Genomic DNA, 13,942 nt, shown 5'->3' with positions numbered 1-13,942 from the left:
GCCATGGATATGCGCGCCGAAGTCTGGTCCCCTCTACAAAACGTTGCCGTGTGGCTTGGAGCGTGGTTGTGGGGCCAGGAATCTACCGATGACTTCCTCGACGCTCTCACTGAGCTTGGCGGCGAGCAAGTAGCCGCTGACGGTAAGCCTTTCGTTAATGTTATGTCACTTCTAAGGCGCGAGTCGGCCGCGATCATCGAGCGCGGTGAACGCGAGCCATTGCTGCGGCTGGTCCTTTCTGGGCCCGGCGAAGCGCCGGCTCTTCCGGCGGGATCCGAGTCCGCTCAAGCTGCGGCCGAAAACCCGGCCGGCGCCATCGTTGTGCGCACCAACGATCCTGATAGGAATTTAGTGCTTATCCCCACCTACATCGCAGGTGTGACGCGGTGGACGGTGATTGAGGAAACGGACCCGTTGCCCTCGCCCGCGTGGCTGAGCCCAGGAGAAGCGGATGCGCTGCTGAGCACTGCAACGAATGAATCGGCCTCTCTCATCGAAGCAACGGGGTATCGCAGCGATGCTCTCCCCAACCCGCGGCTGACCGTAGGTACGCTGAGCGACTTCTACGACACCCCGGGCTTGCCCTCAGCGGTGCCGGGGCGTGCGGCAAAGCTCTTTGCTCGGGCTGACCGGGTTGCTGCCATTATCGAGACGGTGACTGATCGAGTCCAAGACCACAGCCTCGATCCGCAGCTTCTGCGCCTGTGGCGCCACATCCGCCAAGCGCGCATGGCGGGAGTGGCCTACGCGTTAAGCGAATTCGCACGCTAGTGAGGCTTGCGCAGCGACCAAATATCGCAGCAACCATCGGCGCAGGGCTCGCCGTTGACCGTGCACCCCTGCACTGTGACCTCGCCGAGGGACGCGGGCACACTGCCCTGCTCTAGTTCCTCGATCAGATCCACGATCAGCGATGCAAAGCGCTCAGACGGCCCGGCGGTGCGGGTGCGGTAGACACTGACGCCCATCGCATCGGCGGCCTGCTTGAGCTCGGAATCGAGATCCCAGATCACCTCCATGTGATCAGAGATGAATCCGATGGGACAGACGACGACGCCGTTGACGCCTTCCTCTTCGTGGATCCGTGTGGTGTGGTCTACGATGTCTGGTTCCAGCCACGGTGTGGCCGGGTTACCAGAGCGCGATTGCCACACGAGGTCATAGTCCTTAACGCCGGCGGCCTCGGCGACGAGGCGAGAGGCCTCCGCCACCTGGCGGGAGTAAATATGTTTATCCCCTTCGTCACCTCCAACCGCATCGTGTGCCGTGGGCACTGAGTGCGCGGTGAAGAGCATGCGAGTGCTAGCCAGCTTGTCGTCCGGAACCTGCGTGTAGGCCTCCCGGACAGCGGCAGCCATTTCCTCTACAAACTTCGGGTGATCGAAGAACTGGCGCAGCTTGGTGAAGGTTATGTCTGGAAGGTTCTTATCCTCAACGTGCTGACGCAGGGCAACGATGTCTTCGTTGTATTGCCGGCAGGCGCTGTAGCCGCCCCAGGCCGAGGTGGCAAACACGGCGACGCTGCGCACTCCGTCCGCTGCCATCTGGTCAACGGCCTCTGTCCCAAAGGGATGCCAGTTACGGTTGCCAAAATAGACCGGCAGATTATGTCCGCGATCCGAAAGCTCTGCCGAGATATTGTCGATGATCTCTCGATTCAGTGCATTGAGCGGGCTTACGCCGCCGAAATGAAAGTAGTGCTCCCCTACTACTTCGAGGCGCTCACGGGGAATGCCACGGCCGCGGGTTACATTCTCCAAAAATGGAACAACCTCCTCGTTTCCTTCCGGGCCACCGAAAGAAAGAACGAGGAGGGCGTCAAATGAGGAGGGCACCGAATCGGTGCTGTGGGCGTTGCCCTGGGCAGTACGCAGTGTGTCAGTCATACAGCCCAGTCTAGCAACGCGCCTTGTTAGATCAGGCGCACGGCATAGGGGGCCATGCCGCCTTGGCGTACTGGGGTGATACTGACGTTTTGGCCAGACTGGGGAGCTTCAACCATGGTGCCATCACCAAGGTAGATCGCCACGTGCTGGTTGCCGTTCGGGCCATAGAAGATAAGGTCGCCGCGCTCCATTTCGCTCGGAGAAATCTTCGTTCCCTTCTGGTACTGGTAACCGGTGTAGTGCGGCAAGGAGATACCCACACCCGCGAAGGCATACAGAACCAGACCCGAGCAGTCGAAACCAACCTTGTTGTAGTCACCGTGGGAGTCTGCAACGCCTCCATCACGGATGCCCTTGGTAGGGCCATTTGCGTCACCGCCGCCCCACGCATACGGAACTCCGACCTGGGAGGTGGCGCGCTCAATCACGGTCTCGATCTTTGCTTCGCGGGAGGCGTCGCCCAGCGTTGCCGATGCCTCCTTGGTCACGCTGTCGGTGGTATCAAGCTCTTCTAGGACGCCGGACACATCGGAGGCAAGAGAATCCTCGTCCTCAGTGGCCGTGGTTGTGGATGCCGATTCGCTCGTCGACGTCTCGGTGGATCCCGCTGCCGTGGACCCCGTGCTCTCGCCTTCGCCCTGAAGAGCAAACAGCTTCGAAGAGCCCTGCACAAGCGCGTCGATCTCGTCCTGGGTCAAGCTGTTGTTGTGGTTAGGCTGGGACGCCGCCACCATCGAGGCGACGGTTCCAACTACGCCGATGCCGAGGGCAACAGTCTCAGGATCGATGTCACCCGGATCAAAAGAGCTGCCGCCTCGGGGCTGCCCTGTCTCCTTCTTCTCAGAGCCCGTTGCGCGAGTAGAAGACAGCTCCTGCACGTTTGGATCCGAAGCAACCGCGTTTGCAGCGCTTGAAAGTTCCTTCATCTCCTCCGCAGAGGCCGCAGGGGTCGAGCGCTGTGCTTGGAGCGTAGGAGTCTTGGCATCAGAGGCCGAAGGGCCAGCCGGTGCGTTGGTCGTGGACTCGGCGGCAGTCGTTGTGTTGGCGGGCTCGGACGGGACTACCGTGGGCTCATCGGCGTCGTCGGTGGCCTCGGTGGCGTCCTGCGTATCGCTCTGCACCTCCGAAGTCAACGCTCCATCGTTGACCTCTGTTCCAGCCTCAGGGGTTGACACTTCATTTTCGTCAACCCCCTTAGCTTGATTGAGGGCCTTATGGAGAGCGGAGAGTTGTGAGAGAAGATCATCGCGCTCGGATGCCGAATCCTTGATGGAGGCTTCGGAGGCGGTGAGCTGATCGCGTGCCGCGGTCTCGGCATCGGCGGCCCGGTCTGCGCGCTCCTCAGCAAGCTGCTGGGTCTTACGCAGCTGAGATTCCTTATTGGCCTTTTCCGTCCGCTGCTTTTCCAAGTCACGCAACACGGCCTGTTGCTTATCGGATTGTGAACGTAGATAGGACTGACGCTCAAGCATATCCGAGCGGGCATCCTTACCTGCTGCATGCGCAACGGTGTCGGAGGTATTGGCGCGGCGGTAGGCCGAACGTGAGACCTCGTCCAACTTTGCTTGCGCATCCGCGACATCCGCCTGCGCGGCGTCGAGTTGCTCGCGCGCCGTCGTGGTCCCCTGGCGTGCCTGGGCCGCCTTGGTCCGAGCGTCGTTGAGATCGACGAGCGCCCGGTTCACAGATTCGCGTTGGATACCGATGGCCGCTTCAGCTTGAGCGATACGTTCCTCGATCTGCGCGATAGCGCCGGCGAGGTCAGCGATGGACGGATTATCGGAGGATAGCAGGGAGTCAATGTTGAGCTGCTCAGGTTCCGCCGCCACTGCAGGAGTGAGCGAGGAGGCAGTAGATAAGGCTGCAGTGGTCGCAATAGCAGCGAAGGCTGCTTTGAAGCGCCGGAAGCCGAAGGATGATGTGGTGGCCACGAGAGTTATCTCCTAGACACCTACCCATGTAGTTGTGCATCCCTACAGTATTTCCTCATGGCTGGGCGAAGCCGGATGCGGCAGCAGAAAACGTCGCTGGGACTTGAGGTTGCTTCTTCGCCAATAGCGAGTAGGTACTGCGGGGTGCGTCGCCTCCCCCACCACTTCGAAGCTGAAAGGTTGCATGCGTGCCTAAGGAAAGCCGTGCGCTTCCTAGAGTTACGCCTTCGAGGCTGATGAAGCGGTGATGGATACGCGAACAAGAGTGGTCGAACGAGGCATGTACGTCCTGGCGCAGGCAGGAGTATTCCTGCGTTCGTGCCCCTAAAGGGCACTGTGTCCTGCCAACAACGGAGACACTAAAGGTACTGCGCGGGCGCTGTGTATGCACCAACGTCTCATCAGACCGCCGACCCAATCTTCCAGTTGCAGAGCGTCCCTCGCTCGATAGCGAGTACGCCTAGGACTAGCCGCGATCCGACGACGAAGGGGCACACCTCTGGCTGAGGGCCACGTCTCTCACGGTTCCTCCTCGCTGGACGCCGCGCTCGTGAAAGCAGCAACTCGCGCCCACATGGCACAAGTGCCCGCCTCCATGGCTGGCACCCAACCGGAAACCGGAAGAGCATACGGCCGCTTCTTGCCCGCTACAAAGACGCGCACAATGAAGTGTGTGAAGCCTCTTCCACTCGGAAGGTAGGTGTTTCGATTTTTAAAAGTTGAACACTGGTACCGACTGCCTCGAGCAAACTGTTCTGCTACTCGCGTCAGCAGCGACACGACGTTCATCCACCAGGCGGTGAACCCCAACTGTTCCCTTCGCTCGTGGCGTGCTTCCCCACATACCCGTGCGACAAATCAATTGAGAGTCAAGGCTTGGTCCATGAACGTATGGAGCAATAGTCAACCCGTGAGTCGATACGTGAACCATACGTCACCGACACGCCATCTCGCACACTTTCCTCAACTTTCACATCAGCCACGTGCGGCCACAGGGCATGACAGGAGCACCTAACCTGCAATGACTTTGTTACCAAGGTGTGATTGTGATGTTTGTCACTTTTAGGTAACGCCCGCTCCCAAGGTCTGTTTCCAAGTCGGCCTGTCAGTGCGTGTGTGGCGTCACGCCTTGAGGCTTGTCTCACCGACCGCTCTCGTGATTGCCCCAGATTGCTACATCCGTCCTTCATGTCGGACTGGGGCACGATGCTCTAGCGGGCCATTTGACCCTCGGTGAAATTTCACGGCCTGGCAAGCCCCGCAATCACGGATAACTTGCCGTTCGGCGCGCGACGCAAACCACTCCCCCGCTTCGAAAGTAAAGGGATAGTGGTTGACTTTTGCCACTTCCCCACTCCCCTGCCGTCAGGCCCCAACGAGTAGCGAAGTGCGCGCCGTAGTTATTCCGCCTATTTTTCGGCGATCAAATTGTGCCGAGCAGACGCGCGGAAGGCTATCCATCCGACGGCCGAAGCGAGGCAGAAAAGGAGCCCCAGAATGATTCCCCATGGTGCTGAAAAATGGTCAGCGGTGGCATAGAAATCATTGAGCAGCGTGACCTGATCGAGACCGGTTGGCAACGCATCTTCGGCCGCCTCCAAGGTTGCGCGGTCATAAGAATTGCTCACCGCGGAGACCTTCATGGGCGCCTGCAAGATGACAGTGTCTAGCCCTGTCTGTTGCTGGAGGGTTGTCGCTAAGTCGCGGAGATCCGGAATCTTCTCCGGGAAGACGTCAACCACTGCGATACCGTGTCCGGGTTGTAATGAGGCTGAGATGTGGGCCTGGAGGTCGTCGTCAAGCGCCAGCTCCGGATTAGAGAAGGCAACGCCGTCGGCTGACAGCTGTGCGGCAATATCGTCTACATTTACGTCCGCCGGGATCATCTGCCACTCCTCGTTGTCTTGTAGCGCTTCGGTTCCCCAGATTCGTGGTCGAGCCTAAACCGCCGGACCCGGACAAGCTTCGCGACGCGCCGCTACCCCCAAAATGGATGAAACAGAACGCGCGTACTGTTATAGTGGTGTCGACCGAGGGTTCTTACATCTACAATGTATTAGAGAACATGCGCGTTCAAAGATCGTCGACACGCCTGGCCCCCTGAAGGGTCAGTGCTAGTCGGATAGTTCGACGAACCCTCGACAAGTGTTCGATAACCCACAAGCGAAAAGCAAGGAATGGAGCTCCTTATGACTGAAAGCCTGAACTCCTTCGGCGCCAAGAAGACTCTTGAGGTCAATGGTAAGTCTTATGACTACTTTGACATCAACGCAGTCGAGGGCCTGGAGAAGCTTCCGTACTCCCTCAAGGTTCTGGCTGAGAACCAGCTGCGCTACGAGGACGGTAAGAACGTAACCAAGGATCACATCAACGCTTTGGCCAATTGGGATCCGTCCGCTGAGCCGGATACTGAGATTCAGTTCACCCCGGCCCGCGTTCTCATGCAGGACTTCACTGGTGTCCCTTGCGTGGTGGACCTCGCAACCATGCGTGAGGCAATCACCGCACTCGGCGGCAAGCCGGACCAGGTGAACCCGCTCAACCCGGCCGAGATGGTTATTGACCACTCCGTCATCGTCGAAGCCTTCGGCTCCACCGAGGCCCTTGAGAAGAACGTTGAGATCGAGTACGAGCGCAACCAGGAGCGCTACCAGTTCCTGCGCTGGGGTGCTGAGAACTTCTCCAACTTCCGCGTTGTTCCCCCGGGAACCGGTATTGTCCACCAGGTCAACATTGAGTACCTCTCCCGCGTGGTCTTCGACAACGACGGTCTCGCATACCCGGATACCTGTATTGGTACCGACTCCCACACCACCATGGAGAACGGCCTAGGCATCCTGGGCTGGGGCGTTGGCGGCATCGAGGCAGAGGCAGCGATGCTGGGCCAGCCGGTGTCCATGCTGATCCCGCGCGTCGTGGGCTTCAAGCTCACCGGCGAGATTCCGACCGGCGTGACGGCTACCGACGTTGTTCTGACTATTACTGAGATGCTGCGTCAGCACGGCGTGGTTCAGAAGTTCGTTGAGTTCTACGGCAACGGCGTGAAGGCCGTGCCGCTGGCCAACCGCGCCACCATCGGTAACATGTCCCCCGAGTTCGGCTCCACCGCTGCAATCTTCCCGATCGACGAGGAGACCATCAAGTACCTCGAGCTCACCGGCCGCCCGCAGGAGCAGATCGACCGCGTCGAGGCATACGCCAAGGCTCAGGGTATGTGGCTGGAGCAGGATGCTCCGGAGGCAGAGTACTCCGAGTACCTCGAGCTGGACCTGTCCACCGTGAAGCCGTCCATCGCTGGCCCGAAGCGCCCGCAGGACCGCATCCTCCTCTCCGAGGCCAAGGAGCAGTTCCGTAAGGACCTGCCAACCTACGCTTCCGGTGACGTCGTCGTCGACGAATCCACCGTTGAGGCCAAGCGCATGACCGCCGAGGGCGGCGACGAGAACTCCCTCGTTGACGTGACCGGTGGCCTGAACAAATCCCGCGCAGGCGAGGGTGAGTCCGCTGCTAAGGGCAGCTCCGGCCGCCAGTCCAACCCGGTGACCGTCACCTCCCCGAACGGCGGCGAGTACACGCTGGACCACGGTATGGTTGCCATCGCTTCCATCACCTCCTGCACCAACACCTCCAACCCGTCCGTCATGGTCGGCGCTGGTCTTATCGCACGTAAGGCTGCTGAAAAGGGCCTGAAGTCCAAGCCGTGGGTTAAGACCATTTGTGCTCCGGGTTCCCAGGTTGTCGATGGCTACTTCCAGCGCGCAGACCTGTGGAAGGATCTGGAGGCCCTGGGCTTCTACCTCTCCGGCTTCGGCTGCACCACCTGTATCGGTAACTCCGGCCCGCTGCCGGAGGAGATCTCCAACGCCATCAACGAGCATGATCTGGCTGCTACCGCGGTGCTTTCCGGTAACCGTAACTTCGAGGGCCGTATTTCCCCGGACGTCAAGATGAACTACTTGGCTTCCCCCATCATGGTCATTGCCTACGCTATTGCGGGCACCATGGACTTCGATTTCGAGACCCAGCCGCTGGGCCAGGATCAGGATGGCAACGATGTCTTCCTCAAGGACATCTGGCCTTCTCCGCAGGAGATCGAGGACACCATCCAGCAGGCCATCTCCCGCGAGCTCTACGAGGCTGACTACGCCGACGTGTTCAAGGGCGACGACGCATGGCGCAGCCTGGATGTCCCGGAGGGTGAGACTTTCAAGTGGAACGAAGACTCCACCTACATCCGCAAGGCACCGTACTTCGATGGCATGCCGACTGAGCCGGAGCCCGTTCAGGACATCAAGGGCGCTCGCGTCCTTGCAAAGCTCGGTGACTCCGTGACCACCGACCACATCTCCCCGGCCTCCTCCATTAAGCCGGGTACCCCGGCCGCTCAGTACCTCGATGCCAACGGTGTGGAGCGCCAGGACTACAACTCCCTGGGTTCCCGTCGTGGTAACCACGAGGTCATGATGCGCGGTACGTTCGCTAACATCCGCCTCCAGAACCAGCTGGTCGACGTCGCCGGTGGCTACACCCGCGACTTCACCCAGGAGGGCGCACCGCAGGCCTTCATCTTCGACGCCTGCGAGAACTACAAGGCAGCCGATATCCCGCTGGTTGTCCTGGCAGGTAAGGAGTACGGCACCGGTTCCTCCCGTGACTGGGCTGCTAAGGGCACCAACCTACTTGGCGTGAAGGCTGTCATCACTGAGTCCTTCGAGCGCATCCACCGCTCGAACCTCATTGGTATGGGCGTTATTCCGCTGCAGTTCCCGGAGGGCGAGTCCCACGAGTCCCTCGGCTTGGACGGCACCGAAACCTTTGACATCGAAGGTATTGAGGCTCTCAACGAGGGCGGCATTCCGAAGTCGGTTCACGTAACCGCCACCAAGGAATCCGGCGAGACCGTTGAGTTTGATGCCAAGGTTCGCATCGACACGCCTGGTGAGGCCGACTACTACCGCCACGGCGGCATCCTGCAGTTCGTTCTGCGCCAGATGGTCAAGGCCTAAACCACCCTTGCCCACCATGCAGGTTCCCCGGATACGGTGCGGCCTGCATAGTTAGGCGGATAGGCCAGCTAGCAACATCGAGTGCTGGCTGGCCTTTCTGCTTCTCTCCCCCTCATCCCCTCATACTTCTGTCACCTGTCTACCCCCAGCCGTGCTTTAAGGAGCTTTCCCCAACCATGCCGATTATGAGCGACTCCGAACTGAACCGCCGCCGCCATGACATTCTGGTCGGTGCACGCAGATGCTTCGCTGAGCACGGCTATGAAGGTGCCACGGTTCGACGCCTCGAAGAAGCCACGGGCAAATCGCGCGGGGCTATCTTTCACCACTTCGGCGATAAAGAGTCTCTCTTTTTGGCCCTGGCCCGGGAAGACGCGGCCCGCGAAGCCGAGGTTGTAGCAAACAACGGTCTCGTTGAGGTAATGAGCGAGATGTTGCGTCACCCAGAGCGCCACGATTGGCTCGCCACCAGACTCGCGGTGACCTCGATGTTGCGCACCGATCCCTCCTTCGCTGCTCGGTGGCATGAAGAGCAGCAGGTTTTGGATAAGGCGGTTCGCGCGCGCTTGGAATCAAACGCTGAGAAGGGCCGGCTGCGCGACGACGTCTCCATCGATACCCTCGTAACTTATCTGGAGACCTTCATGGACGGTTTTATCAACCGCCTGGCCCTCGGGGACACGAAGAATCTAGAACAGGTGTTGTCCTTAGTAGAGCAATCGATTCGTGGCCCACACGCCGATCACTAAGCGCTTAACACTCAGTGCCGGAGTGTGGTTGACGCTACACTGTGGCGCATGGACCATACTCCCCTACAGCTTCCGCGGACGCAGTGTGGAATTAGTCTGAACGCCACACCCCGGCTTGCCCCGAAAGAACAGCGTGCCCACGATGCTCAGCCGAACCCCCGAATGGATAATTCAGGGATCCGCGAGGTCATCGAGGAGGCTGGGCCCCAGCCTGGGCGCCTGAAGCTCAGCGACCTGGCAGTCTGGGTCATCATAGGTCTAGTTGGACTATTTATGTGCAAGATGTCGATCTCTTTCTTCGCTGGTGATTTTGGTCCTCCGCGATTCAGCTTCTCTGACATCGGCATATTTTCGTTAATCCCTATCATTTTGTGTTTCCTCAGCGCGACCTTTCTCGCTGTGAGCCTGTGGAACATCCTCAAGGAGATCGGTCAAGCTCGGCGTCTGCGCACCGCGTGGCGCAATGGCTGGGTAGAATACCGTCCCGCTCTCATCGGTGAGTTGGTTTACCTGCGCAGCAAAACCGAAGGTCCCGACGATCGTGAACGGACCTATTTCTATTACTCCGCGCCGCTCATGATCCTTCAACCAGACGGAACAATGGCGAAGGCCATGTCCGGAGAGTTCCGCGCAAACAACCCGAACTCGTTGAGATCACGTGGCGCTGCACTGGCAGAGGGCTCCCGGATCGCTACCGTGGATACTGCGAACAATAATGGCTGGACCGTCGCTGCTTACCGCACCGACGGAACGAGCTCGGAGGCGGAACTCTCCAATGGACTCACCGGCCGCCAAGTTGATGCCGTTCTCCAATTCGCCGAACAGCATTGGGTGCGCTAAGCCGCTGTTCGATTGGTTGGCCCGCCGCCCAACACGGGTCCTACTCCCCATTGGGTGTTGAACCGACGAGAAAGGCGGCTCTAACCCCTTTACACTGTGATTCATGACGCAATCTTCTCTTCAATTGCCTCGGTCACCGCTGAAATTTGATGCAGCCAGTGCCGGCTCCCTCGCGCCTAAGGAATTAAAGGAGCACGATCAGCAGCCGAACCCTAACGTGGACCGCAGCGGTATACGCGAAGCTATCAATAGTGTCGGGCGACCGATCGGCCATACGAATCTCGGCGCGATCATCTTTGGATTCATCTTCATCTCCATGGGTGTCATGTCCCTATTCTTCACAGTGTTCCATGTGCTATTCCTCTTTATCCTATTTCCGGGCGCAGACGGAACGAACGGCGGGATACCAATAGCCAGCATTATCAACGGGCTTGCCGCACTGGTATTCATCTTTGTCGGAGTCATGCTCGTGCGGGGTCGCTGGGGAAGGAGAACTAGGTTGCGGACCGCCTGGGCGAATGGGTGGGTTGAGTACCGTCCTGCGTTAATCGGGGAGCTCGTCTACAAGCGCCGCGTCGACTACAACGACAACACCGACTACTATTACACCGCCCCGATACTCATCTTGCAGCCAGACGGCTCGTTGAAAAAGGCCATGACAGCGGAGTTCGTCGCTCCGAACCCGAATTGGCTGAAGCTTCGCGGCCGGCTGCTCGCCGACGGTCCCCTCGTCGCCACCGTTGACTTCAACCACAATAACGGCTGGAGTGTGGTGGGATACCGCGCCGACTCGGACAAACCGCAACTAGAACTCCAGCATGGTCTGCGCAAGAAGAACATCGAGGCGGCGCTGTCTTTTGCTGAGCAGAACTGGGTAAAAGGTTAACGCTCAACAGCGTGCCATCGGGACGCCCCACCTTCTTCAGGAGCCCACCACAATGTCTCAGCAAGCGATAGCCCCCTTCGACTTTCCGGATCATGAATACTCCGAAAGGCTCATTCCTCGTAGCTTAAGGGAAGTATCTTCGCCAAACCCTTCTCCTACGACAGCTGCCGTCGGTCGGGCCATTGCAGCGGCTGGGCCTCTGCCCGGTGGATCCACATCTGGATGGAAGAACCTGCGAACCAACCTCATCGTGGCGGTGGTGCTACTCGCTATCGCGATATCAGCCATTATCGGCGAAGATACGTCCATCAGCTCGGGGTGGCAGGGATTGGCCGTCGCAGTCTTTGTCCTCGTGCTCGTGGTCGCGGTAGGGAGACAGATCCGGTCCATCCGCAGTTCGACGTGGGGCGCACGCCGACTGGGCACCGCCGCAGAAAAAGGCTGGATTGAGTACTATCCCGCTCTGCTCAGCGAGATCTGGCAGACCGGTCGGCACGTGCCGCATGCCGATCCCACCGAGTACTACTACAAAGCCAAGGTGCGCCTCTTCCTTCCCGACGGCACGGTTAAAGAAATCATCAGCGACGAGTTTGAATCCCACACTTCTCCCCGGGCCTTCCGCGAGCAAGGTATTGCCGTGGTGCGCTTCCAAAGCCAAGCCACCTTCGAGCACACCACGGGGTGGTACATCGCCGCCCACCTCGCTACTAAACCTTTTCGCCAGGCGAGCTTGCACAACGGTCTGACCCGCGAGCAAGTAAGTGCTGGCCTTAACGCCGCGGCGTCTCCTGCATCCTAGATGTCCTTAACGCGGCCTTCACCATCGATGAACTCCAGAGGCGAGGCCGGGAAGCTATCGCGGCGAGCAACCTCAGCGACAACCTCGGCAACAAGCTCCCGGGAAGTGGTCAGCTTTCCGGTCCGCTCTGCATCCTTGTCCAACACGGTGATGCCACGCGAAGGCTCTTCAGTCAGGGCCGCAGGGCCCAGGATGAGGTAGTTAAGATCCGTGAAATTGAGCTTATTATCTACGGCCTTCTTGGACTCCACGTAGGCGTACCACTTCTCATCCGCAGGATCGGTCGTGTTCTCCGTAGCGCCGATGTAGGAAATCATCACGTAGGCCGGGGTGTGCTTCCCCTCCTCCGCTAGCTTCTCCAAGCCAGCGATGGAGGCAAGTGCCGCATCGCGGTCGACTGCCCACGTCACTTCCGCACCCGCGCGGCCACCGTTTCCAGCGCCCCACACGACGACGTCATAGTCAGCCAAAAGCTCTGCCCAGTCCTCAACAGAAAGCTCGGTGAGATCGCGCACCACTGCGGTGGCGCCTAGGGCTTCAATATCAGCGACCTGGTCGGGGCTACGGATAAGGGAATGGACGGTGAGGTTGGCGTCGACAAGCTTGGGCGCCGCCAAAAGCCCAACCTTTCCGTGGCCGCCGATGTACAAAACCTTCTTGCGTGCAGTTGTTGTCGTATCAGTCATGTGCGCCACCGTACGCGCTATCTGATCTCTCTGCAGGACCCCAGAGCAGCTGGAAAAACGTACAGGCTACAATCTAGTCATGATCGCCATCATGACTGTTACCGGTGTCGATAACACCGGCATTATCTCCGCCGTGTCCACCGCTCTCGCAGAACTTAACGTCAATATCGTTGACGTCTCCCAGACTCTCATGTCTGAGTACTTCACCATGATCTTGCGCGTCGAATTCGATGAGAACGAGGTCAGCATCCAGCAGCTCCAGGAGCGGATGAACACCGTCGGTGAGTCCATCAAGCAATCCATTCGCGTGCAGTCGGAAGCGCTGTTCACCGCAATGAACGAGATCTAGGGACGATAACCAGTCATGCTTAACCGCTTCAATACCGCCAGCATTCTCGACACCATCGAGATGATCGAGAAGTACCGTCTCGATATCCGCACCGTCACTATGGGCATTTCGCTGCTCGGCTGCACACGCCCCACCATGGAAGCCACCGCCGAGGCCGTGTACGACCTCGTGACATCCCGCGCCGCACACCTGGTTGAGGTGTGCGAGGGAATCGAGGCCGAGCTCGGCATCCCGATTGTCAACAAGCGCATCTCTGTCACCCCCATCGCGCTCATCGTGGCCGGTATCGAAGGAAACCCCGTGGACGTTGCCCGCGCGCTGGATCGCGCTGCCGCAGCGACCGGTGTTGACTTCGTCGGTGGCTACTCCGCGCTCGTCGAAAAGGGCGCAACGACCGCCGAAAAGGCGCTTATCCGTTCCATCCCGGAAGCCCTGGCAGAGACAAACCTGGTCTGCTCCTCGGTGAATATCGCTTCCTCCCGCGCCGGCATCAACATGAATGCTGCGGCACAGATGGGACGCATCATCAAGGAAGCTGCCGAGCTCACCAAGGATCGCAGCGCCATCGGCTGCGCCAAGCTCGTGATCTTCTCCAACTCCGTGGGCGATAACCCCTTCATGGCCGGTGCCTTCCACGGCATTGAGGAACCGGACTGCGTCGTTTCCGTAGGTGTATCGGGCCCGGGCGTGGTCGATCGCGCGCTCGGCTCCCTTGAGGGCGCCACCCTCAACGAGGTCGCCGAAGAGGTCAAGAAGGCGGCCTTCAAGGTCACCCGCGCCGGCCAGCTCGTGGGTGAAATGGCTTCGGAG

General features: G+C 59.5%; 12 protein-coding genes. 8 read left to right on the top strand and 4 right to left on the bottom strand.

Features of this window, described 5'->3' with window-relative positions; translation table 11 throughout:
- Window positions 1-3 precede the first annotated feature (3 nt).
- Window positions 4-771, top strand: coding sequence for a hypothetical protein (locus HMPREF2565_RS07020; protein ID WP_071407073.1), 768 nt, complete (start codon window positions 4-6; stop codon window positions 769-771).
- On the opposite strand, the gene HMPREF2565_RS07015 is transcribed toward HMPREF2565_RS07020, so the two are convergent.
- The 3 genes from HMPREF2565_RS07015 to HMPREF2565_RS07005 all read right to left on the bottom strand — a co-directional run bounded on the left by HMPREF2565_RS07015 (window position 768) and on the right by HMPREF2565_RS07005 (window position 5,703).
- Window positions 768-1,886, bottom strand: coding sequence for a ferrochelatase (locus HMPREF2565_RS07015; RefSeq protein ID WP_071407072.1), 1,119 nt, complete (start codon window positions 1,884-1,886; stop codon window positions 768-770). The genes HMPREF2565_RS07020 and HMPREF2565_RS07015 overlap by 4 nt on opposite strands.
- A 26-nt stretch (window positions 1,887-1,912) precedes the next feature.
- On the bottom strand, window positions 1,913-3,817 hold the full coding sequence (locus HMPREF2565_RS07010) for a DIP1281 family NlpC/P60 protein (protein ID WP_070821071.1): 1,905 nt from the start codon (window positions 3,815-3,817) through the stop codon (window positions 1,913-1,915).
- Window positions 3,818-5,226: 1,409 nt separating this feature from the next.
- Window positions 5,227-5,703, bottom strand: coding sequence for an Rv1476 family membrane protein (locus HMPREF2565_RS07005; protein WP_049157675.1), 477 nt, complete (start codon window positions 5,701-5,703; stop codon window positions 5,227-5,229).
- 303 nt (window positions 5,704-6,006) lie between these two features.
- On the opposite strand from HMPREF2565_RS07005, the gene can reads away from it, so the two are divergent.
- The 5 genes from can to HMPREF2565_RS06980 all read left to right on the top strand — a co-directional run bounded on the left by can (window position 6,007) and on the right by HMPREF2565_RS06980 (window position 12,097).
- Window positions 6,007-8,823, top strand: a complete 2,817-nt coding sequence (gene can / locus HMPREF2565_RS07000; RefSeq protein ID WP_204370977.1) for an aconitate hydratase — start codon at window positions 6,007-6,009, stop codon at window positions 8,821-8,823.
- Window positions 8,824-8,999: 176 nt separating this feature from the next.
- Window positions 9,000-9,572, top strand: a complete 573-nt coding sequence (locus HMPREF2565_RS06995; RefSeq protein ID WP_049157671.1) for a TetR/AcrR family transcriptional regulator — start codon at window positions 9,000-9,002, stop codon at window positions 9,570-9,572.
- Window positions 9,573-9,620: 48 nt separating this feature from the next.
- Window positions 9,621-10,412, top strand: coding sequence for a hypothetical protein (locus HMPREF2565_RS06990; RefSeq protein ID WP_246818664.1), 792 nt, complete (start codon window positions 9,621-9,623; stop codon window positions 10,410-10,412).
- A gap of 103 nt (window positions 10,413-10,515) precedes the next feature.
- Entirely contained in the window at window positions 10,516-11,298 is a 783-nt protein-coding gene (locus HMPREF2565_RS06985) for a hypothetical protein (RefSeq protein WP_071407071.1), read from the top strand.
- A gap of 52 nt (window positions 11,299-11,350) precedes the next feature.
- Complete coding sequence (locus HMPREF2565_RS06980; protein WP_071407070.1) at window positions 11,351-12,097, top strand: hypothetical protein; 747 nt, start codon at window positions 11,351-11,353, stop codon at window positions 12,095-12,097.
- Here HMPREF2565_RS06980 and HMPREF2565_RS06975 read toward each other — a convergent pair.
- Window positions 12,094-12,783, bottom strand: coding sequence for an SDR family oxidoreductase (locus HMPREF2565_RS06975; protein WP_071407069.1), 690 nt, complete (start codon window positions 12,781-12,783; stop codon window positions 12,094-12,096). The genes HMPREF2565_RS06980 and HMPREF2565_RS06975 overlap by 4 nt on opposite strands.
- Before the next feature lie 79 nt (window positions 12,784-12,862).
- On the opposite strand from HMPREF2565_RS06975, the gene HMPREF2565_RS06970 reads away from it, so the two are divergent.
- Entirely contained in the window at window positions 12,863-13,132 is a 270-nt protein-coding gene (locus HMPREF2565_RS06970; protein ID WP_010186707.1) for an ACT domain-containing protein, read from the top strand.
- A gap of 15 nt (window positions 13,133-13,147) precedes the next feature.
- A partial coding sequence (locus HMPREF2565_RS06965; RefSeq protein WP_141745895.1) for a DUF711 family protein occupies window positions 13,148-13,942 on the top strand: 795 nt, incomplete at its 3' end.

This window comes from Corynebacterium sp. HMSC072A04, from assembly GCF_001809235.1.
Lineage (GTDB): Bacteria > Actinomycetota > Actinomycetes > Mycobacteriales > Mycobacteriaceae > Corynebacterium > Corynebacterium hiratae.
Note: the sequence above shows the minus strand (reverse complement) of the source record. Positions and strands in the feature narration are given on the sequence as shown.

What these genes read in the sequence shown, in the direction of transcription:
- HMPREF2565_RS07020 (WP_071407073.1), top strand. Translation starts at nt 4, where the DNA reads ATGGATATGCGCGCCGAAGTCTGGTCCCCTCTACAAAACGTTGCCGTG.
- HMPREF2565_RS07015 (WP_071407072.1), bottom strand. Translation starts at nt 1,886, where the DNA reads ATGACTGACACACTGCGTACTGCCCAGGGCAACGCCCACAGCACCGAT.
- HMPREF2565_RS07005 (WP_049157675.1), bottom strand. Translation starts at nt 5,703, where the DNA reads ATGATCCCGGCGGACGTAAATGTAGACGATATTGCCGCACAGCTGTCA.
- can (WP_204370977.1), top strand. Translation starts at nt 6,007, where the DNA reads ATGACTGAAAGCCTGAACTCCTTCGGCGCCAAGAAGACTCTTGAGGTC.
- HMPREF2565_RS06995 (WP_049157671.1), top strand. Translation starts at nt 9,000, where the DNA reads ATGCCGATTATGAGCGACTCCGAACTGAACCGCCGCCGCCATGACATT.
- HMPREF2565_RS06990 (WP_246818664.1), top strand. Translation starts at nt 9,621, where the DNA reads ATGGACCATACTCCCCTACAGCTTCCGCGGACGCAGTGTGGAATTAGT.
- HMPREF2565_RS06985 (WP_071407071.1), top strand. Translation starts at nt 10,516, where the DNA reads ATGACGCAATCTTCTCTTCAATTGCCTCGGTCACCGCTGAAATTTGAT.
- HMPREF2565_RS06980 (WP_071407070.1), top strand. Translation starts at nt 11,351, where the DNA reads ATGTCTCAGCAAGCGATAGCCCCCTTCGACTTTCCGGATCATGAATAC.
- HMPREF2565_RS06975 (WP_071407069.1), bottom strand. Translation starts at nt 12,783, where the DNA reads ATGACTGATACGACAACAACTGCACGCAAGAAGGTTTTGTACATCGGC.
- HMPREF2565_RS06970 (WP_010186707.1), top strand. Translation starts at nt 12,863, where the DNA reads ATGATCGCCATCATGACTGTTACCGGTGTCGATAACACCGGCATTATC.